Source organism: Spirosoma sp. 209 (genome assembly GCF_002006735.1).
GTDB lineage: Bacteria > Bacteroidota > Bacteroidia > Cytophagales > Spirosomataceae > Spirosoma > Spirosoma sordidisoli.
This window is the reverse complement of sequence record NZ_MVEC01000006.1, coordinates 587,892-610,296: the sequence shown is the minus strand read 5'-3', so window position 1 is coordinate 610,296 and position 22,405 is coordinate 587,892. Positions and strand designations below refer to the sequence as shown.

At 56.4% G+C, this 22,405-nt stretch carries 20 protein-coding genes; 7 read left to right on the top strand and 13 right to left on the bottom strand.

The genetic code is table 11. From position 1 onward, the window contains the following. The first annotated feature begins 37 nt into the window (after positions 1-37). From B1C80_RS13565 to galU, 3 genes are all read left to right on the top strand, one after another. Positions 38-514 carry a hypothetical protein gene (locus B1C80_RS13565; RefSeq protein ID WP_077921700.1) on the top strand — a complete coding sequence of 159 codons (477 nt, stop codon included), beginning with the start codon at positions 38-40 and terminating at the stop codon, positions 512-514. A gap of 161 nt (positions 515-675) precedes the next feature. Continuing rightward, on the top strand, positions 676-1,671 hold the full coding sequence (locus tag B1C80_RS13560; RefSeq protein WP_077921699.1) for a mevalonate kinase: 996 nt from the start codon (positions 676-678) through the stop codon (positions 1,669-1,671). A gap of 36 nt (positions 1,672-1,707) precedes the next feature. Next, positions 1,708-2,574: a UTP--glucose-1-phosphate uridylyltransferase GalU gene (gene galU / locus B1C80_RS13555; protein WP_077921698.1), complete on the top strand. Its 867-nt coding sequence runs from the start codon at positions 1,708-1,710 to the stop codon at positions 2,572-2,574. Between the two features lie 59 nt (positions 2,575-2,633). Here the strand turns inward: galU and B1C80_RS13550 are convergent, their stop codons facing one another. From B1C80_RS13550 to B1C80_RS13530, 8 genes are all read right to left on the bottom strand, one after another. Further along, positions 2,634-5,117, bottom strand: a complete 2,484-nt coding sequence (locus B1C80_RS13550; protein ID WP_077921697.1) for a CotH kinase family protein — start codon at positions 5,115-5,117, stop codon at positions 2,634-2,636. 181 nt (positions 5,118-5,298) lie between these two features. Then, positions 5,299-6,405: a DUF11 domain-containing protein gene (locus B1C80_RS28725; protein WP_236648761.1), complete on the bottom strand. Its 1,107-nt coding sequence runs from the start codon at positions 6,403-6,405 to the stop codon at positions 5,299-5,301. Beyond that, positions 6,395-6,871: a hypothetical protein gene (locus tag B1C80_RS28720; protein ID WP_236648760.1), complete on the bottom strand. Its 477-nt coding sequence runs from the start codon at positions 6,869-6,871 to the stop codon at positions 6,395-6,397. Before B1C80_RS28720 ends, B1C80_RS28725 begins: the two co-directional genes overlap by 11 nt. Next, on the bottom strand, positions 6,789-7,088 hold the full coding sequence (locus B1C80_RS28715) for a hypothetical protein (RefSeq protein WP_236648759.1): 300 nt from the start codon (positions 7,086-7,088) through the stop codon (positions 6,789-6,791). The genes B1C80_RS28720 and B1C80_RS28715 overlap by 83 nt, the downstream gene beginning before the upstream one ends. A 288-nt stretch (positions 7,089-7,376) precedes the next feature. Further along, positions 7,377-8,258, bottom strand: coding sequence for a sialate O-acetylesterase (locus tag B1C80_RS28710; protein ID WP_236648758.1), 882 nt, complete (start codon positions 8,256-8,258; stop codon positions 7,377-7,379). Between the two features lie 169 nt (positions 8,259-8,427). Continuing rightward, positions 8,428-11,409 (bottom strand): sialate O-acetylesterase, encoded by a 2,982-nt coding sequence (locus B1C80_RS13540; RefSeq protein WP_077921696.1) that lies wholly within the window; start codon positions 11,407-11,409, stop codon positions 8,428-8,430. Positions 11,410-11,975: 566 nt separating this feature from the next. Further along, positions 11,976-13,757 (bottom strand): aspartate--tRNA ligase, encoded by a 1,782-nt coding sequence (gene aspS / locus B1C80_RS13535; protein WP_077921695.1) that lies wholly within the window; start codon positions 13,755-13,757, stop codon positions 11,976-11,978. A 121-nt stretch (positions 13,758-13,878) separates the two neighbouring features. Continuing rightward, complete coding sequence (locus tag B1C80_RS13530; protein ID WP_077921694.1) at positions 13,879-15,348, bottom strand: amidohydrolase; 1,470 nt, start codon at positions 15,346-15,348, stop codon at positions 13,879-13,881. 105 nt (positions 15,349-15,453) lie between these two features. On the opposite strand from B1C80_RS13530, the gene B1C80_RS13525 reads away from it, so the two are divergent. The 3 genes from B1C80_RS13525 to B1C80_RS13510 all read left to right on the top strand — a co-directional run bounded on the left by B1C80_RS13525 (position 15,454) and on the right by B1C80_RS13510 (position 17,620). After that, positions 15,454-16,419 (top strand): HNH endonuclease, encoded by a 966-nt coding sequence (locus B1C80_RS13525; RefSeq protein ID WP_077921693.1) that lies wholly within the window; start codon positions 15,454-15,456, stop codon positions 16,417-16,419. A gap of 521 nt (positions 16,420-16,940) precedes the next feature. Beyond that, positions 16,941-17,210 (top strand): hypothetical protein, encoded by a 270-nt coding sequence (locus B1C80_RS13515; protein ID WP_077921692.1) that lies wholly within the window; start codon positions 16,941-16,943, stop codon positions 17,208-17,210. Further along, positions 17,210-17,620 (top strand): PIN domain-containing protein, encoded by a 411-nt coding sequence (locus B1C80_RS13510; RefSeq protein WP_077921691.1) that lies wholly within the window; start codon positions 17,210-17,212, stop codon positions 17,618-17,620. The genes B1C80_RS13515 and B1C80_RS13510 overlap by 1 nt, the downstream gene beginning before the upstream one ends. Positions 17,621-17,627: 7 nt before the next feature. Here the strand turns inward: B1C80_RS13510 and B1C80_RS13505 are convergent, their stop codons facing one another. From B1C80_RS13505 to B1C80_RS13495, 3 genes are read right to left on the bottom strand one after another with little or no spacing between them, the layout of a single operon-like run. After that, positions 17,628-17,882 carry a DUF2442 domain-containing protein gene (locus tag B1C80_RS13505; protein ID WP_077921690.1) on the bottom strand — a complete coding sequence of 85 codons (255 nt, stop codon included), beginning with the start codon at positions 17,880-17,882 and terminating at the stop codon, positions 17,628-17,630. 22 nt (positions 17,883-17,904) lie between these two features. Continuing rightward, entirely contained in the window at positions 17,905-19,077 is a 1,173-nt protein-coding gene (locus B1C80_RS13500) for an ATP-binding protein (protein ID WP_077921689.1), read from the bottom strand. A gap of 48 nt (positions 19,078-19,125) precedes the next feature. Further along, a complete protein-coding gene (locus B1C80_RS13495; protein ID WP_077921688.1) occupies positions 19,126-20,283 on the bottom strand; it encodes a cysteine desulfurase family protein in 1,158 nt (385 codons plus the stop codon). A gap of 78 nt (positions 20,284-20,361) precedes the next feature. Between B1C80_RS13495 and B1C80_RS13490 the strand changes: the two genes are divergently transcribed. Then, positions 20,362-20,640: a hypothetical protein gene (locus B1C80_RS13490; protein ID WP_077921687.1), complete on the top strand. Its 279-nt coding sequence runs from the start codon at positions 20,362-20,364 to the stop codon at positions 20,638-20,640. 225 nt (positions 20,641-20,865) lie between these two features. Here B1C80_RS13490 and tnpA read toward each other — a convergent pair whose 3' ends face one another. Together tnpA and B1C80_RS28420 are read right to left on the bottom strand one after the other, a co-directional pair. Next, positions 20,866-21,327, bottom strand: a complete 462-nt coding sequence (gene tnpA / locus B1C80_RS13485; RefSeq protein ID WP_077921686.1) for an IS200/IS605 family transposase — start codon at positions 21,325-21,327, stop codon at positions 20,866-20,868. Positions 21,328-22,167: 840 nt separating this feature from the next. Continuing rightward, positions 22,168-22,323 carry a hypothetical protein gene (locus B1C80_RS28420; RefSeq protein WP_161492763.1) on the bottom strand — a complete coding sequence of 52 codons (156 nt, stop codon included), beginning with the start codon at positions 22,321-22,323 and terminating at the stop codon, positions 22,168-22,170. Positions 22,324-22,405: the final 82 nt, after the last annotated feature.

The following is a 22,405-nucleotide window of genomic DNA, read 5'->3' as shown; positions in this document are numbered from 1 at the left end:
TGTTTGCGAGTTATAGCTGGTAAAAACACACAACGTTATGGCTACTACATCACCATTCGATCCCGATAAAGTTGACCCTGAGTTTTATTCGAATGACCCCAACCAGCACGGCGATTCTGATTTCGGTCGCGAGTCGGAGGGCGTCGGTACAAATACGTTTTCCGCTTCTACCTCGGGTATAGACATGGAAGACGAAAACCGGGAAGAAACACGGGAGTCCCGCGAAGCCAATGTCAATGTTGGCAAGGCCGAAGAACCCAAAGGCGAGTCATACGGCTCTACCCAGGCCTGGGACGTCGAGGCTGATTCGGTAAACGATACCGACCTGCCGAAAGGAAAAATGATGAGCGACGAAGCCGGTCGTAAACTGGATCAGGTGGCCGAAAACCCGTCCGACGATGCGCTCTTTCACCGGGGCGACGCCACCTACCTCGAAGAAGGCGATGACCCGAGTAAAGGCTACGATCCGCACAACAAAGGGTACGACGGCAAAGACAAAGAATCGGCCCAGTAATTCGTTCTATACCATACTTTATGGCAAGCGACCGCGTCGGAGAAACGCGGTCGCTTTTTTTGTCTGTACCACTCAGCTGGATTTCTGCAGGGTGTGTGCGATTCTTTCGTAAACTTGCCCCACATCATTCGTTGGGCTAGTACTCCTATCGCGTTACAACCTTGCTTATTGAAACCCGTGCTTATGCCCGGGCGGGGCTGCTTGGCAACCCGTCTGACGGCTTTTTTGGCAAAACCATTGCCATCAGCGTCCGCAACTTCGGCGCATCTGTTACCCTGTATCCGTCGCCGGAGCTGACCATCGAGCCGCAGCTGCAGGATACTAACGTATTTCGGAGCCTGCATCACCTGCGCGATGCGGTGGGCACGCTGGGGTACCATGGTGGTGTTCCGCTGCTGAAGGCGGCCATCAAAAAATTTGCCGAGTACTGCGAGAACGAAGGCATTCGGCTACCGAACCACAACTTTTCGATTCGGTACAGCACCTCCATTCCGCGTCAGGTGGGTCTGTCGGGGTCGAGCGCCATCATTGTGGCTACCTTCCGGGCGCTCATGCAGTTCTACAACGTCGAGATTCCACAGCCGGTGTTGCCCAATCTGGTCATGGCTACCGAAACCGAAGAGCTTGGTATTGCGGCTGGCCTTCAGGATCGGGTTATTCAGTGCTACGAGGGCTGCGTGTACATGAACTTCGACCGGCCGATTATGGAACAGTATGGCTACGGACAGTACGACCCGCTCGACCCGCATCTGCTCCCCAAACTCTACATTGCCTACAATACCGACCTGGGTAAACAGTCGGGTCGTATCCACAACGACGTACGGGCCCGCTGGCTGGCTGGCGAACCACTGGTGATCGACACCATGAGCGCCATTGCCGACGTAGCCCGCGAAGGCCACGACGCCCTGCTTCGGCGCGATACCGAGGCTCTCCACGAACTCGTTAACCGCAACTTCGATTTGCGGAGCCAGATCTATTCCATCAGTGATCGGAACCGGGCGCTGATCAACACCGCGCGGGCCTGCGGGGCGTCGGCGTCATTTACCGGTTCGGGCGGGTCGATCATTGGCATATACCGCGACGATGCCATGCTGAACCGACTCTTCGTTGCCCTGAAAGCTATTAATGCCCGCGTCATAAAACCATACGTCGTATAGCGACGCCACCGATTACCGGTCTCTACCAGAGAAATCATGATCAAAAAAGCTGTTATACCCGCTGCCGGGCTGGGAACCCGGTTTCTGCCTGCCACCAAGGCGCAACCCAAAGAGATGTTGCCGATCATTGACCGGCCTACGATTCAGTATGTGGTGCAGGAAGCTGTCGATTCAGGAATCGAAGATATTCTCATCATTACCGGAAAAGGAAAACGCGCCATCGAAGACCATTTCGATCGCAACTTCGAACTGGAAACCCGGCTCGAAGAAAAAGAAGACCAGCTGCTGCTCGATGAGATGCGCCGACTGTCCGACATGGCCAACCTGCACTATGTTCGCCAGCGCGAACTGAACGGACTCGGCGACGCCATCCGGTACGCGCGGCATCACGTAGGCAATGAGCCGTTTGCGGTGCTGCTGGGCGACACCATCATGGATTCGGTCATTCCGGTTACGCAGCAGCTGATCGATACCTACGCCCAATACGGCGGATCGGTCATTGCCGTTGAGGAGGTTCCCCACGACAAAGTGAACCGTTACGGCATTGTGGGCGGCCGTTCGATGAGCGACCGGATTCTGGCTATCGATACGCTGGTCGAGAAACCGGCGCTGAACGAGGCTCCTTCCAACCTGGCCATTGCGGGTCGCTACATTCTGACGCCCGATATTTTTACCATGCTCGAACAGACACCAGCCGGTAAGAACAACGAAATTCAGCTGACCGATGCCATGCTGCTGCTGCTCAAGCGCGAAAACCTGTACGCTCACCATATCGAGGGAAAACGCCATGACATCGGCAATAAACTCGACTTCCTCAAAACCACCGTTGAGTTTGCGCTGAAGCGCCCCGAGTTTGCCGACAAATTCCGGGCTTTCCTGGAAGAAATCGTTCGAAAAGGCTGATTGCAACAGCAGGGCCCGGCGATTCATACGCCGGGCCCTGCCGTTGCCTCTCGTTTCTGTCAGCGAACCCGAAGCGTCAGGCTGGCCGTGTCATCTTCGCCGTTGGTGTAGCCGTTGCCGGCCGTGCTGTCCGGATCGGCAGGGGTGCTGCTTTGAATCTGGACTTGTACAGTGCCTGCCGTACTGGCCTGAATCGGTAACACTACCACAGCCTGCGCATTCGCTCCCAGCGTTGATACGATTCCTGATACGACCTGGCCGCTAACGTTTAGGCCCGCATTACTGGTCAGTTGCCAGCCGACGGGGAGCTCGGCCTGCACCCCCACATTACCCGCAGCGGCACCACCCCGGTTACTAATAATCAGGCTGAGGCTAAAAGGCTGGTCAGGCAGTACAGCCAGCTGACTGCTGACGAGGGCCACGCTCAAATCTGCCAGGGCGGGATCGGTGGGCGGCTGATTGGACAGAACGGGGGGGAGTGGGGTCTGATTGGGATTGGGCGAAACGAACAGACTAACCGAACTGCCCACCCGAAGGTCGGTTTCGGCCATGTCGTCCTGCCCGTCGCCGGTGCCGGAGTTGGGCTGGCTATCGGCGTCGGGCAGGCTGGCCGAAACAATCTGAGCCGCATTGCGGAACGTTCCCTCCGCGGTAGCCTGTACGGTATAGCTGAACAGCATGGTCTGACCCGCTGATAGATTGGTAGCGGTCATGGATACTACCTCGCTGACAGCCGCTACGCCCGGCGTCGGACTGCCTGTAAAGGTAAGGTTCGGAGGCAGGCGGTTCTCGAGCTGAACCAGACTGACCGACTCGGGGCTGCTGTTGGTCACGGCCAGCTGAAACTGGATCGGTTCTCCAACCGAAGCTGTCCGCCGGTCGCTCGAGAACGCCAGCGACAGATCAGCGGGCATCAGGACAGTTATAACGGCCGTACCCGAAGCCGTACCCGTTCCGCATCCGTTGCGTATAGCCGTCAGGGTGTAGGTAGTCGTAGTAGTGGGCTGTACGGTCAGTGTGACCGGACTGCTGACGGCCGAGCCGCTCAAACCCGGCGAGAGGGTGTACGACCACGGTCCTGAACCGGTAAAGGCCAGCGTCAGCTGGGCGGTTTGTCCCTGGCCAATGGCCGAGGCCGTTGTAGACAGGGCGCCCGTTGCCAGTGGCTCCACCAGCAGGGAGTTGATGTTGGCATCCATCCAGGCCAGTCGGTTGGTCAGCCACGTTTTTACCTGATTGACTTCATCGAGCTGGGTGGCCCCCACGTAGGACGGCTGGTCATTCCAGACCTGTACGCCGATGATAGGCCATTTGGTGAAGTTGCGGTTCAGCGAGCCCTGGTTCAGCAGCGCGTACTGCGTATCAATATAAGCCAGTAACGTATTCGTCTGCCAGACGGTCTGGCGGAGTTGCTTATACCGGGTCACCAGTTTATTGGCATACTGGCAGCAGGTCAGCAGCTTGGCCCACCAGAACGGTACCGGAAAGGTGCCGTCGCCGGGCGCCGAATAGCGCCAGCCCTGATACGTTTGGGTGTTGCCGTCGAACGGGGTTGTCAGAAACCCGTAGGCCAGGTTGAAATCCCAGGCTGGTCCGGCCGATAGCCTGCCCCCGTCGGCGTCGCGCTGCTTCGACAGGTAGGCACTGATGCGAAACCCGTCGGCATTGCTGGTCGCTTCCTGAAGCAGGAAATAATCGATGAAGGTATCTTCAACGATGAATTTCGAGTAGCCGTTGGTCGCGTTGCAGCAGGAGGTGCTGTTGACCGTAGTTTCGAACTCGTCGATGTAGCCCTGTATGTAGTTGAACTGCTGGGCGGTAATGTCTTCATCATTCGGGTAATGGGTGGCCCACTGGTGGGGAATAGTGCCGCCCGGACTCATGTAGTTCGATGACCAGACATGGTTCGGATCGAAGTCGCCACAGTTTTTGTCGACCTTAACAATATAACCACCGGTAATGCGGGCGGGGCTGGTATCGTCGGGGTTGAGGCTTCTGACATTGACCCGGTTGGCGTCACGCTTCACCCGCTCCTGAAAAATATAAATACCCTGGTAGGCACCATTGATAATCAGCTCGACGTATTTGACCCGGGAGGCATAACGCCCCGACTGGTTGGCCATGTAGTAGGTTAGCGGGTCGCGGACGAATGATTTGTCGGTATAGGAGGCATTGAGTACCCAGTCGCTTTCGGCCGGAAAGCCGAACAGCGCCCTGTCGATGGATTCCGTTACCAGCGTGGAATTGCGGAGTTCGATTCCGTACGGTTTTTTCGGAAAGTTCTGGCTGGAACACCCTCTGAACTCGACTTTGGCCTTTCCCTGGTACTCGTTGGGTATATCGGTAATGGAGTTGATGCCACTGGCGTTATTGATGATACTCAGGCTGGTAACGATACCTGGTTCGTCGTTAATGGTTTGCCCTTCGGTGTCGATAATGACGACAGGCAGGTTGGAGGTGGTTAAGGTTTGTGCGTTACTCTGAAGGCCTGACAGGCATAGTAGCGTAACCACCAGCGTGGCTATCTGGCTTGGTGTGGTCATGGTTAATAAAGAGGTGTAGTATAGATGATGACAATCCAGGTCGGCTCACAAAACCGACCTGGATTACACTAGGTAAAGTAAACAATCTGCCTCAAATCCGTTACGTCATTTTATTAATCGGTATGCTTACTTTGCTTATAATAGATCTATTATTTATTTGTAAAATGATATATAGGTTGTCCTAGTAAGGGATAGTTAGAAACAGGCTGGCCGTATCGTCTTCGCCAGTGAGGTATCCGTTACCAGGGCGGGAGTCGGGATCGGCTGCCGATGCGGCTATGATCTGAGCCTGAACGAGGGCCTGAGCGGCTTGCGTAGCGGTAGCTCTAAACCAGAAGGTACCCGACTGTCCCGGCGCAATGGAAGCAAACGTACCCGCTACGAATCCGTATCCGCCACTCAGCGCAGGACTGTCCAGAAAGGCAAGGCTGGGCGGAAAAGAGCACCCAACCCGTACGGAGTTTGCGGGTAGCCCACCCTGGTTGGTAACGGTAATACTTACGCTTACAATCTGGCCGGGCTGCATCAGCAGGCGGTCACTGACGATCGACAGGTTCAGGTCGGCTTTGGTCGGATCGGGCGCCGGCTGGTTGGGCAGTACAGCCGGTAGGGGCGTCTGATTGGGGTTGGGCGATTCGAACCGGCTGGTACTGTGGTCCGGGGTGCGCATGTCGAGCCGGGCGGTATCGTCCTGCCCATCGCCGGTGCCGGAGTTGGGCTGGCTGTCGGGGTCGGGGGCACTGCTGCTGGTTAGCTGAGCCGTTGTTATATAGCTGCCGGGTTGGGTAGGGCGTAACCGAAATACAAAGTCGGCCTTAGAGCCGGTCGGCAGGCTGGCCACACTGGCAGTAAGCGTCTGATCGGTTACGCGAATGGCCGGCGATAGGATCTCGACAATCTCTACGTTGGCGGGCAGCAGGCTCTGAACGGCCACATCCGCAGCGCTGGCCGGACCGGCGTTAGCTACCGTCAGCGTAAAAGTGACCGGCTCTCCAACCGCTACCGTGCGGCTACTGCCTGTCATTGACAGCGACAGGTCGGCCTGGCTACAGAGCGAGAAGTAAGGGCTGGGCGCGCTGCTCACGGCCGGGTTGGTAGCCGTTATCCGCAACCGGTACTGATTGCCCGCTGGCGTTGCCGCCGGTATAGGCACAGACATCGTTGCCGGGTTGCTGGCGGCTGAACTGAACTCCTGCAGGGTGATGGGATTGGCAAAGGATCCGCTCGCATCGGACAGCTGAAGCCGGTATAGGTTGCCGCTGTTCATCGGGCCGCCTTCAACCAGCATCTCGACCAGCAGCGGGCTGCTGACGCAAGGGGGTTCTGGCCGATGCCATGCCTATGTTCAACACCGGCGGAATAGAACTTATAGGCTCCGGGGCTGCGTAGAGGATGACACGGCCGTTGAGCAGTTGAGTTTCGAAGAAAAGTCCGGCTCCGCTACTGCCCTGTTGCCGGACAGACACCCGATACCGGCCCGGTTCGACCCCACCCACGCCCCCGGCAATAGGCGGGTAGTTGCGGAGGTAGTTGAAATCGGCAAACTGTTCGTAGTCGGGGGCCTGGCTGCTGGGCGGGGCCAGGGTCCAGCCCGAATCGCCGAAATTACCGCCGTCGATCCGCTCCAGCCGTACTTCTACGGCCGCGGTTGCCTGTACCATCAGGTAAAAACTATGGCTGGCCGTTTCGTAGCGGTAGCCAACCCGCTGCAGGATAGGCGCCGGGCTTCCGCTCGCAACGGGTTGGGTAAGCACAGACTGGGTCGGCGTTGGCGTCGCAAAGTAGTTGACAATAAATGGTTCTCCCGCTTTTCCGATGAGCGCCGGGCAGGTTGCCGGGTAAGGTCAGCGGAATGGGGTTGGCGGTGCTTCGGGCCGATTCCGTTACGACTTCACCCGTGCTGGTCCGGATCAGCTGAACAAAATAGCTGTTATCCGTCAGTTGTGGATTGCTCCGTACCGAGGCTGCCATGATCGTTTCGCCGGGGCGTCGGGCCAGCGGCAGGGTGTAGCCGCTGGTGATCAGGGGGGCGTCGGCGGGGGGGAGGTAGGGCTGGGCCTGCTGAAAGAAAGCAGGAGTCAGCGATTGTAGCCAGGTGGTGATAAATTTGGGTATGCCCGCACCTGCCAGATGAATGTTGTCGGGCCGGTTGGCGGAGCCGACGAGACTATCGGTGGCCGGGCCGGGGAAAACGGCGGGTAGTTCGGTAATGAGCCGGTTCTGGGCGGCAATGACATTGGGAAACGTTTGCCCATTGATTTAACTCACCCGCGACATGACCCAGGGTAACGTAAAGCCGGTTTGCTGGCGGCTCTTTTCAATCACCTGCCGGATGTTATCAAAATAGGTTTGCGTATCGGTATAGGAGTCGCTCTCGCCCTGGTGCCAGAGAACAGCCCGCGCTCCGGTGCGGCTTACGTAATGCAGCAGCGCTACCCCCAGCCGCCGATAGACGGCGGTGTTCTGCGTCGGGCCAATATTCCTGGCGGCCGACTGCTGCCATTGGCTGCTGGACGTACCGCCGAGGGCTGCTCCCAGAAACAGGACCGGTACGTTGAGCTGTTGTACGAGCCGGTCGCCGAGGGTACTCCAGATGTGGGGCGGCTGGCTGGGTCCGATGCTGCTGCCGTAACTCGCCCGGCTGAACCGGAGCGGGAGCAACTGCTCGCTCAGGCTATCCTGCCGGAAATCGACGCACGATACCCGGTCTTCAGCAGCGCTGGTCGCTCGTTGAAACCCGCCGTATACGTTCGACTGGCCGGCAATGACGAAGACTTCGCCCACGCCCACCCGGTCTACGCTGGTCTGGGTCAGCAGGGTGCCACCGTTTCGGGCCCGCACCTCCAGCCGGTACCAGCCACCGGTCGCCAGCAGCGGCCCCCGAAAGGCTTTGGTGGTGGCCAGGAAGGGCAGGCTGGTCCAGGCCGTGAGCTGTCCCTGCCCCAGGGCGAGGGGCACCAGACGGGCTTCGACGGCGGTGGCGTTGGCGGGGGCGAGTCCGGCCACCAGGATGTTGGCTTCGTTGTAGAGGTTGCGCTGGACGACCATGCGGGCCACCGGGCTGCTGATACTCAGCTGGGCGGATACAATAGTAGGAAGCAGACAGCCGACCAGCAGCCATCTATAGCGGGATAAAGCCATGAAGGTGTACAAATAAGAACGGTGGGTCTTTTACAACTCACATTGTACACAAATGAAAGGGCTTGGGCCAGTAGCGAAAAATAAAGTAACTGAACGGCGTATTTGCGTATATATAAAAAGTATACCTGTAGGAATTGAGTATTGAGTAGGTCGATAAGAATACTGAAAGCTATTGAGTACGCAGATTTAGTGAAGCTTCATCGTCTTCGCCAGTCTGGTAGCCGTTGCCGGGAACGGAGTCCGGGTCGGCCTGGGTAGACGTCTGAATCTGCGACCGTACTGTGCCGGAGGTGTTGGCCTGAACGGATAAAACGACAGTATTGGCGCTGTTGATCAGGATGTTATTCAGGGTAGCCGTGACGGTCTGCCCGCTTACGACCAGACCCGCGTTGTTGGTTAGCTGCCAGCCGGTTGGGAGCTGAATCTGTACCGTTGCCACACTGGCAATAGTACCTCCCCGGTTACCGACGGTGATACTGAGGCTAAACGCCTGGCCCGACTTTGGCGTCAGCGTACTGCTGGCCATGAGCAGGCTTAAATCGGCTTTGGCCGGGTCGGTTGGCGGCTGGTTCGACTGAACGGCCGGTAGCGGTGTCTGATTGGGGTTGGGCGACACGTATACGGCTGTCGAACTGTCGGGGGTGCGCAGGTCGAGCTGGGCGGTATCGTCCTGGCCGTCGCCGGTGCCGGAGTTGGGCTGGCTGTCGGGATCGGTAATGGTGCTGGCGGTGAGCTGGGCGGTGGTGATAAACCGTCCTGGCTGGGTTGGCTTGAGCCGGAAGGTGTACCGGCGTGTTGACCCGCTGTTGAGCGATCCGGTATTGATGGTAACGGTATTGTTGGCTACGCTCACCTCGGCCGACCCGGCATCGACAAAAGAGAGGCCCGTAGGCAGCATAGACGCCACTACGATACCGGCTCCCGCAAACGGCCCGGTATTGGTAACCGCAGCCGTGACGGTGACGGGCTGTTCGATCCGAGGGGTTCGGGTGCTGACGCTGAGCGCTAAAGACAGGTCGGCCAGGGGTGTACACAGATCGATGGGAAGGGGAGCGCTGGCAACCGCCGGGTTGCTCGCCACAATCCGGATGCGGTAATTTGAGCCGGGTAGAGATGCGGGTAGGGTAGCCGTCAGGGGGCTGCTGGTACCCGTACCGATGGTCGTTTCGTCGGCAAAGGAACCGTCGGCGTCCGATAATTTCACCGAGAAAACATTGCCGCTGTTGACCGGGCTTTCGGTCAGATCGAACGCGACCGTAAATGCATTACCCCGGCAGGGTACCGCTGGCGACAAAACCGTTGGCGTAATAACGGTAGGAATGTTCGAAACGGGTTCGTTGCCAATGAAGAGCGTATTCCGGCCTTCCTGTAATGTCGTTTCAATCCACATACCCGCTCCGCTGTCGCCCTGCTTCCGGACGGAGATGCGGTAGCGGCCGGGCGGAACCCCGCCCACGCCGAAGGTAATGGGCGGGTAGTTGCGCAGGTAGTTATAATCAGCAAAGTCGGTATAGTCGGGCCCCTGCGAACTGGGCGGAACGGTATACCAGCCGGTATCGGAGAAGCTGCCGCCGTCGATCCGTTCGATCCGGCACTGAACGGCGGTGGTGGCTTCGGCCATGAACCAGAAAGCCGGCACAACGGCTTCGTAGCGGTAGCCCATCCGCCGAATGGCCGGGTCGGGCGTACCACCCCGCACGTTCGGCGCGGTGGGGGTAGGCGGGCTGAATGAGGGCGCAAAGAAGTTGACGGTGAACGGTTCGCTCAGAGTACCGGCCGCACCGGGCAGGGTCGAGAGCGTACGCAGGCGGTATTGCCCATCGGGTAGGTTGCCGGGCAGGGTCAGGGGAATAGGATTGGCAGTGGTCCGGGCCGATTCAGTGACGAGGCTATTGTCCGACGCCCGCAGGAGCTGCGCAAAATACTGGCTGGACGCATCGTTAGGGTCGGCCCGGAGCGAAGGAGCCAGTACCGTTTCGCCGGGTCGGCGGGTGAGTGGAAGTGTGTAGCTGCTGGTGAGCAGGGCCGACTCGTCGGTGGGGGTAAAGGGCGCTGTCTGATAGAAAAAATCGTCGGTCAGTGCCTGGTTCCAGCGGTCGGCAAAGCGTCGGAGGCCGTTGCCACCAATGTGTACGTCGTCGCCCAGCCGATTGTCCGGGCCGATCATGTCGTCGGTCGAGGGTCCTGGATATACGTTGTTGACTTCGGCAATGAGCCGGTTCTGCGCAGCAATGACGTTGGGGTTGGTTTGGCCCTGAGTGTAGCTCACCCGCGACATAAGCCAGGGCAGCTGGTTGAAACCGACCTGCTGGCGGGTTTTCTGAATAACGTACTGAAGGTTAGAGAAATAGGTATTGTTGCTGCTGCCAATGTCGCCTTCGCCCTGATGCCACAGAATAGCCCGTACACCGGTTCGCAACGCATAGTGCTGCAAGGCTACCCCCAGCCGCCGATAGGGGTACGGCCTTCCCTGGGCGTCGGTACTGCCTGCCGCCGACTGTCGCCACTGGTCGCTGGAGGTGCCGGGCTGGCCGCCACCCAGAAACAGAACCGGAACGTTGAGCCGCCGAACGAGCATATCGCCCAGCATACCCCAGATATGCGGAGGATGGCTGGGTCCGATGCTGCTGCCGTAACTGACGTGACTGAATCGGAGCGGGAGCAACTGCTCATCGAGCGCGTCCTGCCGGAAATCGACGCACGACACCCGGTCTTCGTCGGCGCCGGGCTCGCGCTCAAACCCCCCTACGGCATTCGACTGGCCGGCAATGACGAAGACTTCGCCCACGCCCACCCGGTCTACGCTGGTCTGGGTCAGCAGGGTGCCACCGTTTCGGGCCCGCACCTCCAGCCGGTACCAGCCACCGGTCGCCAGCAGCGGCCCCCGAAAGGCTTTGGTGGTGGCCAGGAAGGGCAGGCTGGTCCAGGCCGTGAGCTGTCCCTGCCCCAGGGCGAGGGGCACCAGACGGGCTTCGACGGCGGTGGCGTTGGCGGGGGCGAGTCCGGCCACCAGGATGTTGGCTTCGTTGTAGAGGTTGCGCTGGACGACCATGCGGGCCACCGGGCTGCTGATACTCAGCTGGGCGAAAACTGTACCGGACGACAGACAGGCCAGAAAGAGCCATATCCAGCAAACGTAATATTTCTTCAAGGGCGTTGGACGGAATCAGATGGGTACTTACAAATCTACTATTCCTAGTGTCTATTAGGAAGGCAGTGCAGTATGGCCATATGGTTGGGTACTGATTCTCGATAAGCAATAATTAGGCCTAAACGACTATAAATAATTTTTGTTTTTGATGAAACGTAAATTTATTAGCGATACAAGTAGCTAATTTTTGTATATATGTTAACCTAATGATTGGGTGTGACAGTGTGCTTTGCGTATTATTTTTCTGAACGTAGCCTAAAATAAGTACAGGAATTACGCTGTAGAAGCGCATTACTTCATTGAGTTATTTGTCATGCTGGCGCAGGAAGCATCTTCGGCCGACTGCTTTGAGAGGCTTCCTGCTTCAGCATGACAGAAACAGGTCGTTGGGCCTGGTTGGAGCGGAGCGGGTTTACTAGAGCGTGTCCGGCTTTCGTTTATCGACGAAGCAACAGTGGTTTTATCATTCGATGTAAATGAGCGAAGAGCAGCCGGGTCATTCATTGAAAAACCCCTGGCAGGGCTTTGGCCACTACCAGGGGTTCGTATAAAGTACAGGGCTGGGGTTAGACAACCGTCCTGATTTTCAGTTCGTCGAGCTGCTTGTCGGCAATCGTTGAGGGAGAATCGATCATAACATCGCGGCCGGAATTGTTTTTCGGGAACGCAATGAAATCGCGGATCGAGTCGGCCCCGCCGAAGAGCGAACACAACCGGTCGAAACCGAACGCAATGCCACCGTGTGGGGGAGCGCCGAACTCGAACGCATCCATCAGGAAACCGAACTGCGCTTTGGCTTCTTCATCGGAGAAGCCGAGCAGGCTGAACATCCGGGCCTGGAGGTCGCGGTTAAAGATCCGGATAGAACCGCCCCCAACTTCGGTGCCGTTGATGACCAGGTCGTAGGCGTTGGCCCGTACGGCGCCGGGGTCGGTTTCCAGCAGCGGGATATCTTCTGGTTTGGGCGAGGTAAAGGGGTGGTGCATGGCAAACCAGCGTTCCTCTTCTTCGCCGTATTCGAGCAGCGGAAAGTCGAGTACCCAGAGCGTGCTGAACACGTTCGGATCGCGCAGGCCCAGCCGGGCTCCCATCTCCAGCCGCAGTTCGTTCAGCTGCTTGCGGGCTTTGGCCGCATCGCCCGAAATGATCAGCATCAGATCGCCCGGCTTGGCCCCGAACCGTTCGGCCCAGGCCTTCAGCTCACTCTCGGTATAAAACTTGTCGACCGACGATTTCAGGCTGCCATCTTCGTTGTAGCGAACATAAATCAGGCCTTTGGCGCCGATCTGAGGCCGTTTGATCCATTCGGTCAACTCGTCGAGCTGCTTGCGGGTGTACGACGCACAGCCCGGCGCGTTGATGCCGACAACGATCTCGGCCGAGTCGAAGACGCCGAATCCTTTGCCCGAAGTAAGGTCAACGGTGTCGAAAGTTTCGGATCGCTGGACCGCTTTCAGTTCAACGAACTCCATGCCAAACCGGGTGTCGGGTTTGTCGGAGCCGTAGAGCCGCATGGCGTCGGCGTAGGTCATGCGCGGTACGCTGGCCAGGTCAATGCCTTTCACGGTTTTGAACAGGTGGCGCACCAGCCCTTCGAACATCTGCAGAATATCTTCCTGCTCGACGAATGACATTTCGCAGTCGATCTGGGTGAATTCGGGCTGGCGGTCGGCGCGCAGGTCTTCATCGCGAAAACACTTCACAATCTGGTAGTAACGGTCGAAGCCCGATACCATCAGCAGCTGTTTAAACGTCTGGGGCGATTGCGGCAGGGCATAAAACTCGCCGGGATTCATGCGGCTGGGCACCACAAAATCGCGCGCTCCTTCGGGTGTCGACTTGATCAGAACCGGCGTTTCGACCTCGATAAACTGCTGCCCGTCCATATACAGCCGCGTTTGCTGGGCCATCCGGTGCCGCAGTTCGAGATTCCGGCGTACCGGATTCCGGCGCAGGTCGAGGTAGCGGTACTTCATGCGGAGGTCGTCGCCCCCGTCGGTTTCGTCTTCGATCAGGAAAGGCGGCAGTTTGGCGGGGTTCAGCACCGTCAGGGCCGATACGCGTACTTCAACGTCGCCGGTGGGGATATTTGGGTTTTTCGATTTCCGTTCCACAACCTGCCCGGTTGCCTGTAGCACAAACTCGCGGCCCAGCGTGCGGGCGGTAGCAAACAGGTCGGCGGCTGTTACGCCTTCTTCAAGGATTAACTGGGTGATGCCATAGCGGTCGCGAAGGTCAATCCAGAGGACTCCTCCTTTATCGCGGATGGTTTGTACCCAACCCGACAGGGTAACGGTCGTGCTGGCGTCAGAAAGGCGGAGTTCTCCGCACGTGTGCGTTCGAAGCATTTTACGAGTAGTAAGTTAGCGAGTACGTGATTGAGTAGTTGGTTCATAGCGTAGCTATTCGCTCAATCACTCAATCACGTAATCACTCCATAAAATTTGCTCCAAAGGTACACACTCCGGCTTATTTACGGTAGTCCAGCGCGGGTTTCCGGTCGCCAAGCAGGGCTTCGTATTTGAAATCCTGGCCGCGCTTCTGTACCCACTCGGCGCGGGCTTTCTCGATCAGGGCCGGGGTTTTGTATAAATCGAGGGCCGTTAGCGCTAAGGTCTTGGCCGCTACGATCATACCTTTCTGGCCAATGCTCATCCCGCTGGCCGCCGTCGACTGCCAGCTGTGGGCCGATGAGCCGGGTACCCAGGTGGCCGTTGAGAGGCCTACCGTCGGCACGGTCCAGCTCACATCGCCCACGTCGGTAGAGCCGCCACTGGTCGCGCTTTCTGACGCATCGCGGAAGTCTTTGACGAGGGCTGCGTTGGTGATGGGTACTTTCTGGCCTTCGCCGAAGGTTTCGCTGATTTTCTGAGCAAAAGCCGTTTCGTCGGGGGTATAGGTAATCCCGCCAACGGTTTTCAGGTTCTGGTGCATCACCTCGGCCAGGGTTACGTTGGGCAGCAGGTTAAAAACGCCCCCCAGCACTTCCCACTCCACTTTGGTGCCGGTTCCTTTGGCGGCTCCTTCGGCTGCGTTTTCGATGCGTTTCCAGACGCTTTGCAGCACCTCGCGATCTTTGTGGCGGGCGTAATAGTATACCTCCGCGAAAGCCGGTACGACGTTGGGTGCTTCGCCCCCTTTGGTGATGACGTAGTGAATCCGCGTATCGGACGGGATGTGTTCTCGCATCATGTTCACCATGTAATTCATCGCTTCTACCCCGTCGAGGGCCGACCGGCCGCGTTCGGGCGAGGCTGCTGCGTGGGCCGCGATGCCCCGAAACCGGAATTTGGCGTTCTTATTAGCCAGCGACGTACCCGCATCGGCGGCATTCTGCGAGCCGGGGTGCCAGTGCAGCACCACGTCGACGCCGTTGAAGAGGCCCTCGCGCACCATATACACTTTTCCGGAGCCCCCTTCTTCGGCCGGGCACCCGTAGATCTTGACCGTACCCGGCCGTCCCGTCGATTTTAGCCAGTTTTTGACCTCAACGGCCGCGGCCATCGACGCCGTACCGAACAGGTTATGGCCGCAGCCGTGGCCTCCTTTCTGGCCGGCAATGGGCGTAAACTCGGGTTTGGCTTCGGTAGCCAGACCGGGCAGGGCATCGTACTCGCCGAGAATACCGATTACGGGTTTGCCGCTGCCGTAGGTAGCCACGAAAGCCGTTGGAATACCGGCCACGCCCGCCTGAACGTCGAACCCTTCTTTTTTCAATTGTTCCTGCAGCAGCAGCGAGCTTTTTTCTTCCTGGTACCCGAGTTCGGCAAAATCCCAGATCTGTTTCGAAATACCCGCGTACTCGCCGAATCGATTGTCGAGGTTGGCCAGTACGGTCTGTTTGTCTTTGTCAGGGGTGGGCAGGGCGGCCTTTTTCGGTTTGGGCTGGGCCAGCGTCAGCAGGGGCAGCAGGGTAAGTGCCAGGAGTGGTGTTTTCATGCAGGTTGTCTGTTAAAAATGATTGGGCGTTTAAAAATAGGATTTTGTCCGATAGTATCGTCAATCCGGTAGTTTCTGCATATTTGACGATCAATGTCCTGACTCATGAATACAGCCGAAACTCAACGTCTGGCGGTTTATAAACGAAAATTTACCACACTCAGGCAGGGGGGGACTCCCTATGGCAAAGCCCCGCACAAGCCGGTTTTTCTGCTAACGCTCCTGGAGTTGATCGAGCAGCAGCATATCACAGAGAATCGAATTGGCATCACGCCTGAACTGGTGGCTACCTTTAAGGAGAACTTCGCCCTGCTGGTCAACACCGCTCATACAGATGACTTTACGCAGCCTTTCTTCTACCTCAAAAACGAAGGGTTCTGGCTACTGAGTCCGAAAGCAGGGGCCACCATCGACTCCCATATCAAAAGTGTGCAGGTACTTAGTGATCGACTCGATTACGCCTGCTTTACCGATGATCTCTACCGGTTGCTGACGACCGATATGCCGCGGCAGATTCTGAAAAATGCACTTCTGGACACGTACTTCCCAACTCGCAAAGCCGAATTTATACAGGTTAAGCAGGCTGGGCACAGCTATGTGCAGGATCTCGAAACCTATCTGCTAAACGAGCGGACGGTGGCGTATCAGACAACTCTGCAACCAACCACCGACGACGAAGAGACACGTTTTGTACGCGGGGGCCTGTTCAAGAGGCTGGTGCCCAAAGTATATGATTTTACCTGCGCTATCTCGGGCATGAAAGTCATTGCTGTAGGTGGCTCGTCACTGGTTGAGGCCTGCCATATTGTTCCGATCAGTATTTCTGGTGACGATAGGGTCACGAACGGCATTGCCTTATGCCCGACATTACATACCGCTTTCGACCGGGGTATGATCGGGGTAGATGATCAATTCAGGGTAATCGTGTCTCCTTTGCTGACCGACAATATAGCCAGTCCGTACAACCTCCGTCAGTTTCACGGTCAGCCGCTTCGATTACCAGTTGGGGCGGTGCATTATCCTAACCGAGAAGGTTTCGATTGGCACCTGAAAGAGCGGTTCAGGGCGTAATGCTGTCGTGGGTACACGCCGAGTTTTTGAACGACTCATGCAGACACAGCTATTTATAATGGTGGTCAACTGGATATATAAAAACACAAAGTAAAATTCCGGCTGGAAGAATAATTGTGGCGTGAAGTCTGTGTCGGTCGGCCTCGTTCACTGACTTCTACTAACGATACCCCAAGGATAGTTCAATAAACCGCCGATGCCACATACCCCTGATCCAACTGCGCTACGGGGAAAATTAAATCTCGATGGTGGCCCCAGGCTAGGTTGCCGCACTCGATATAAAAGCGCTTGAAGTGGGCTGAACGGCGGTATTTGTTGTGCTGAGAATGAGGGTGGTGCAATAGAAAAGGCCCAAAATCAACGACTTACGTAGTTTCAGCTGATAAACGCAACCGTAAATGGTGCTTTTCTACGTGTTCTGCTCTTGTTACTGCCAGCGCTCTGATAGCTCTCCAGCGTTTATACCAGCACAAAGCAGGTCGAAATTTCGTTATCTTGCCAACAGTCAACAACATACGACTATGGAAGCAACGTTTGTAGTGAAAAAAGAGGAACTAACTCCTGGGTGGTTAGAGAAGCTCAAGAGTCAGTTTGCTGAAGACGGAACTATCATAATCACAGTGAATGGTCCCGAAAAACGGCTGTCGGTTGAAGAGCAACGTGTTATCACGCAACAGAACATGTTTAAACAATTGCAGGAGACGCAAATGCAACACCCACCCAAAACTATAGATGCCGATGTGGACATCAATAAACTTATTGATGAAATGTACTGGCAAGGTAATCATTGATGATCTATATTGATACTGATGTGCTGGTCAACTTCTTTGTCATCCAGAAGCAGGCACCACAACTCCACCCAATAGCCATAAAGGCAGTGAAGCAGGCCACCGATAAGGGCCTGTTTTTTATTTCCATCCATTCGCTCAATGAACTCGGCTTTGCACTTGCTAAGTGTGGCGAAAACCGCGACGCCATAGCCAGTTATGTATCAGGTTTGTATGCCGCCGATCCAGTAAGCGTTACGTTAGATCATTTAAAACGAGCAACTCAGATAGCTTACAAGGTGAGTTTTTATCACACCAGCGACTGTTTGCATACAGCCATTGCCGAACAATATTGTGATGAGCTTATCACATTTAACGGCTCTGAGTTTAACCTCATTCGCCATCACACCAAATTGAAAATTACCGTATTATAATGCTCGATCAATACACCGCTGGCCCCACATACCCCTGATGCAATTGCGAGACGGGGAAAATCAAATCCCAGTCGCGGCCCCAGACTACGTTGCCCCGCTCAATGCGGAAGCGCTTGAAGTTGGCCAAACGGCGGTATTTGTTATGCTGCGGGTAAGGATGGTTCAATAGAAAAGGCCCAAAGTCAACGACTTGCGTAGTTCCATCTGAGAAACTTAACCGCAAACGGTGCTTTTCTACGTGTTCGGCTCCTGTTACTGCCATCGTTCTCCTAGTTTTTTAAGATTTAAGCCAACACACCTGACTCCGCCAGAACCTCCCAAACGTTGGTAATGCTGCATACGCGAACATCTTTTCGTAACCAGTAGCCGTCGGCTTCGGGCGTAACAATCAGGGTTTGTTCCAGGCTGAGGTCCATAATAGCCTGCGTGTTTCCGCGTGTTAAATTGGGGGCGTTGGAGTACCGAATTTCCAGCGCAACAACCGGCTTAACGCCTTTCACCAGCAACAAATCCAATTCGGCTCCATTTTGCGTCCGGTAGTAATAGGGCGTTACGTTCTGGGCCAGCCGCGAAACAATTTGCTGCACAACATAGCCTTCCCACGAAGCGCCTAACAACACACTACCCAATAATGCATTGAAATCATCGATACCCGTTAGCCGATGTACCAGGCCGCTATCGCGCACAAAGACTTTGGGAGCCTTCACCAATCGTTTGCCGATATTGACAAAGAAGGGCGGCAACCGACGAACCAAATACGCATTTTCCAGAAAACTGATGTAGTTCTGAACGGTTGATACGGACAAATCAAGCGAGCGGGCTATATCGCTGTAATTCAGTTGCCCTCCCTGGATACCTGCCAGCATAGTCAGCAAATTACGAACGGTAGAAGCCGGAGCCGACAAACCCAGGTCGGGCAGGTCGCGCTGTACATACGTTTGAATAAAGCTATCCATCCAGAGTTGCCAAATCGGTTCAGTCGGCGCTTGCAGCGCATCGGGGAAGCCGCCCCGTATCCAATGATCGCGGTAGTTGTATTGCGCTTCTACTTCCAGCAGATGTAAAGGAGCAAGTTCCAGGTAAACAACCCGGCCCGCCAGGGTTTCGGATGAGTTCTTGAGTAGATCCGGCGACGCAGACCCCAGCAGGACAAACCGACCGGGAATCCGGTGCGGATCAATCAAGGACCGCAACAAGGGGAACAACTGGGGCATCCGCTGAATTTCATCCAGCACGACCACCTTATCCTGATTAGCCTGAAAAAAAAGATCGGGCTCCCGCAGCCGATTTTGATCGGCAAAGTATTCCAAATCCAGATAAATAACTTCTTTTTCGGAAGTACTTAGCAGTGTTTTGACCAGTGTAGTCTTGCCTACCTGACGTGGACCCAATACAGCCACAGCTGGGAAATAGCTTATACTGGTTTCGAGTAACTTTTGAAGGTGACGGGTGAACATTAATCAAGTAAATTTCCAACGAAGATATAAATTTACTTGATTAACCCGCTAAACCAGCGCCCGCAAGCTTTCTACTACCTCCTTAACGGCTTTCACAGTAGTAGTAACATCGGCTTCGGTGTTGAAGCGCCCCAGACTGAAGCGCAGGCAGGAAAAGGCTTCGGTTTCGTTCAGACCCATCGCCAGCAACACGTGTGACGGGTCAATCGAAGCCGCCGTACAAGCCGAACCGTTCGAAACAGCCATGCCTTCCAGGCCCATAATCAGCGCGTCGGAGTCGCAGTTTTCGAAGTAAATGTTGGTGGTGTTATAAAGCCGATGCTCACGACTGCCATTAATTCGCGTTCCCGGAATGGCGAGGAGTGCGGTTTCGAGTTGATCACGTAGAGACGCGAGCCTTCGCGTCTCCTTTGCGTCAGCCACGGGGGCCAGTTCGGCTGCCATACCCATGCCCACAATACCCGGCACGTTTAGGGTGCCACTCCGCAAACCGCGCTCGTGACCGCCCCCGTGCAATAAGGCTTCCAATTTCACTTTATTTGGCAGTCCAGCCCGGGAACGTCGCTGGCGAACAAACAGGCCACCCATGCCTTTCGGGCCGTAAAATTTGTGTGCCGAGACGGTAAGTAAATCGATACCTGACTTATCCACATCAATCGGCAACTTACCCACCGCCTGCGTAGCATCGGTCATGAACAGGGCACCGGCTTCGTGAGCCCGTTGGGCAATTTGCTCAATCGGCTGAATGACGCCCGTTTCATTATTGGCCCACATCACCGACACCAAGATCGTATCTGGCCGAAGGGCCGCTTTTAGGTCGTTTAGATCAAGCAGTCCGTCGCGCTGAACGGGGAGGTACGTCACCTCAAAGCCACGCTTCTCCAGGTACTGGCAAACGTCCAGCACCGCCTTGTGCTCCGTCTGGACGGTAACGATATGCTTTCCTTTGTGCTGATAGCTCTCCGCAGTGCCTTTAATGGCCAGATTGATGGCTTCGGTAGCGCCTGAGGTAAACACCAGTTCGTGGGTTTCGCAGCGGAGCAGATCAGCCAGTTGCTGCCGGGCTCCCTTCACGGCTTCGTGGGCCGACACACCGAACGGGTGGGTGCTGGCCGCGTTGGCGAAGTTATCGGTCAGGAAGGGCATCATGGCGTCAAGCACGCGCGGATCAAGACGGGTTGTGGCGTTATTGTCGAGGTAAATCATTGGGTGAAGTTACGCAGATCCGAGTAGTTTCTCCAGCCAGACGGCTCATTCTGGTACGTCATTAACCACTCGATAGTCATGAAAACCATCACATTCTCGATTGACCTGAAATCGTTCTGCCTGGGCGTACTCACCCTGGGGGGTGTTCTTGTATTGGCCAACTTCACGCCCGCCAGCCAGCGTCAGCCGGAGCCGGACGTGATCGATACGCGTCGGTTTCAGGCCGTATCCAGCGAGCGCGAGTCCATTATCCTCGACACAAAGACAGGCCGTTTTCTTATTTCGCCCAGCTACATAGGCAAACCACGCTGGATTCAGGGAGATTTCGAGTCGATACAGCAGGGCGAAAAGCGATGACGAACCTGCCCCGTCCTCCGCTAGTCAACGGCCATCTATCCCGAAAACGCATCGCCCGCACCGTAAAAACCCCCGCCCCATCCATCGTCCCGTAGGGACACAACAGCGCAGCGTCGGTAGCGAATGCATCGGTACCCACCAAACGCCCCAATCCATCGTCCCGTAGGGACGCAACAGCGCAGCGTCGGTAGCAAGGGATAGCCTATCGGTCGCCACCCGCATCGGTCAGGCCAGGGGCTTGAATATGTATCGTTCGTTGTAGTCGATGCCCAGGGTATCCAGAATCCGGCTGTATTCATCAATGAACGATCGGGTTCGGTGATGCTCTTCCTGGGCGTCGATGTATCGGATAACCGCCGGTAACTGGCTTTTGCTGTAGGAGAATGCGCCGTACCCTTCCTGCCAGGCAAATCGATGGCTTGTCCGCCGGTTGTCGTTGATCCATCCGGACGATTCCTGCTTGAGTTGCTGCATCAGGTCGGAAACTGATTGGGTCGGGCGCATGCCGATCAGGATGTGAACATGGTCGGGCATGCCGTTGATGGCGACTACTTTGTGCGAATGGTTTTGGATGATGCCCGTCATGTAGCCATACAAATCGTATTTCCAGTCGGGGGCGATAACGGCGGCCCGGTGTTTGACCGCAAAGACAAGGTGAAGGTGAATTTGCGTATAGGTGTTGGCCATGGTTGGTAACGGAGCAGGTGAGCAGAAGTACAGTTGTTTCGGGCCCGTTTGACGATAGATTGTATACCCGGTTTCACCAGCCACGATGCCGGTTGGGGCCGGTTATATGTATCGGCGCCGTGACCGAATACGTCATAATCATATTCGGCCACGGCCAGCGGGGTTTATTCCAACGACGCGTTCGCTACCGACATGCTACCGACATGCTACCGACGCTGCGCTGTTGTGTCCCTACGGGACGATGGATGGGGCGGGCGTGCTGGCTACCGACGCCAGCGGGGCTAGCTGTTACGTCCCTACAGGACGGTGGGTTTTGGCAGGGATGTGGCGTTTGGGGCGTTGAGGTTACCGACGCGTTGGCTACCGACGCGGTGCTGTTGCGTCCCTACGGGACGGTGGATGTGAGGTGAGGTGGGGCGTGGTGTTCGGGGAAGCATGGGTTACCGACGCGTTGGTTACCGACACTGCGCTGTTGTGTCCCTACGGGACGGTGGATTGGGGCGTTTGGTGGGTGCCGACACTGCGCTGTTGTGTCCCTACGGGACGATGGATTGGGGCGTTTGGTGGGTGCCGACGATGCGGCTGTTACGTTCCTATAGGACGATGGGTTGGGGAACGCTCGTTACAGGCGATAGTAAGTTACTATATTTCTGCGGGAGAAAGGATTATCTGCTATATGGTGTCGTCGTGCCTCTGAGGAATATTGCACTGCCCAGAATCTTCGTCTCGTAGGGACGCAGTAGCCGCAGCGTCGGTAGCGAATGCGTCGGTAGCCTCCCATCCCACATCCATCGTCCCGTAAGGATGCAACAGCCGCAGCGTCGGTAGCATATTGGTCGCCTAGGCGTCTCCCACCGTCCCGTAGGGACGTAACAGCGCAGCGTCGGTAGCCAACACGTCGGTAACCCATTCCTCCCCAAACACCACGCCCCACCTCACATCCATCGTCCCGTAGGGACGCAACAGCGCAGCGTCGGTAGCCAACACACGTGCCAATGATCCCAATCCGTGGCGCGTGGGCCGGGCGAATCGACGATCATCTTTGCAAACAACCCGGCAGGGGAGGAGTTATCAAAAC

What these genes read in the sequence shown, in the direction of transcription:
- galU (WP_077921698.1), top strand. Translation starts at nt 1,708, where the DNA reads ATGATCAAAAAAGCTGTTATACCCGCTGCCGGGCTGGGAACCCGGTTT.
- B1C80_RS13510 (WP_077921691.1), top strand. Translation starts at nt 17,210, where the DNA reads ATGATCTATATTGATACTGATGTGCTGGTCAACTTCTTTGTCATCCAG.
- B1C80_RS13490 (WP_077921687.1), top strand. Translation starts at nt 20,362, where the DNA reads ATGAAAACCATCACATTCTCGATTGACCTGAAATCGTTCTGCCTGGGC.
- aspS (WP_077921695.1), bottom strand. Translation starts at nt 13,757, where the DNA reads ATGCTTCGAACGCACACGTGCGGAGAACTCCGCCTTTCTGACGCCAGC.
- B1C80_RS13525 (WP_077921693.1), top strand. Translation starts at nt 15,454, where the DNA reads ATGAATACAGCCGAAACTCAACGTCTGGCGGTTTATAAACGAAAATTT.
- B1C80_RS13550 (WP_077921697.1), bottom strand. Translation starts at nt 5,117, where the DNA reads ATGACCACACCAAGCCAGATAGCCACGCTGGTGGTTACGCTACTATGC.
- B1C80_RS13530 (WP_077921694.1), bottom strand. Translation starts at nt 15,348, where the DNA reads ATGAAAACACCACTCCTGGCACTTACCCTGCTGCCCCTGCTGACGCTG.
- B1C80_RS13515 (WP_077921692.1), top strand. Translation starts at nt 16,941, where the DNA reads ATGGAAGCAACGTTTGTAGTGAAAAAAGAGGAACTAACTCCTGGGTGG.
- B1C80_RS28710 (WP_236648758.1), bottom strand. Translation starts at nt 8,258, where the DNA reads ATGGCTTTATCCCGCTATAGATGGCTGCTGGTCGGCTGTCTGCTTCCT.
- B1C80_RS13565 (WP_077921700.1), top strand. Translation starts at nt 38, where the DNA reads ATGGCTACTACATCACCATTCGATCCCGATAAAGTTGACCCTGAGTTT.
- B1C80_RS13495 (WP_077921688.1), bottom strand. Translation starts at nt 20,283, where the DNA reads ATGATTTACCTCGACAATAACGCCACAACCCGTCTTGATCCGCGCGTG.
- B1C80_RS13500 (WP_077921689.1), bottom strand. Translation starts at nt 19,077, where the DNA reads ATGTTCACCCGTCACCTTCAAAAGTTACTCGAAACCAGTATAAGCTAT.
- tnpA (WP_077921686.1), bottom strand. Translation starts at nt 21,327, where the DNA reads ATGGCCAACACCTATACGCAAATTCACCTTCACCTTGTCTTTGCGGTC.
- B1C80_RS28715 (WP_236648759.1), bottom strand. Translation starts at nt 7,088, where the DNA reads ATGGCAGCCTCGGTACGGAGCAATCCACAACTGACGGATAACAGCTAT.
- B1C80_RS13505 (WP_077921690.1), bottom strand. Translation starts at nt 17,882, where the DNA reads ATGGCAGTAACAGGAGCCGAACACGTAGAAAAGCACCGTTTGCGGTTA.
- B1C80_RS28725 (WP_236648761.1), bottom strand. Translation starts at nt 6,405, where the DNA reads ATGCTGGTTGAAGGCGGCCCGATGAACAGCGGCAACCTATACCGGCTT.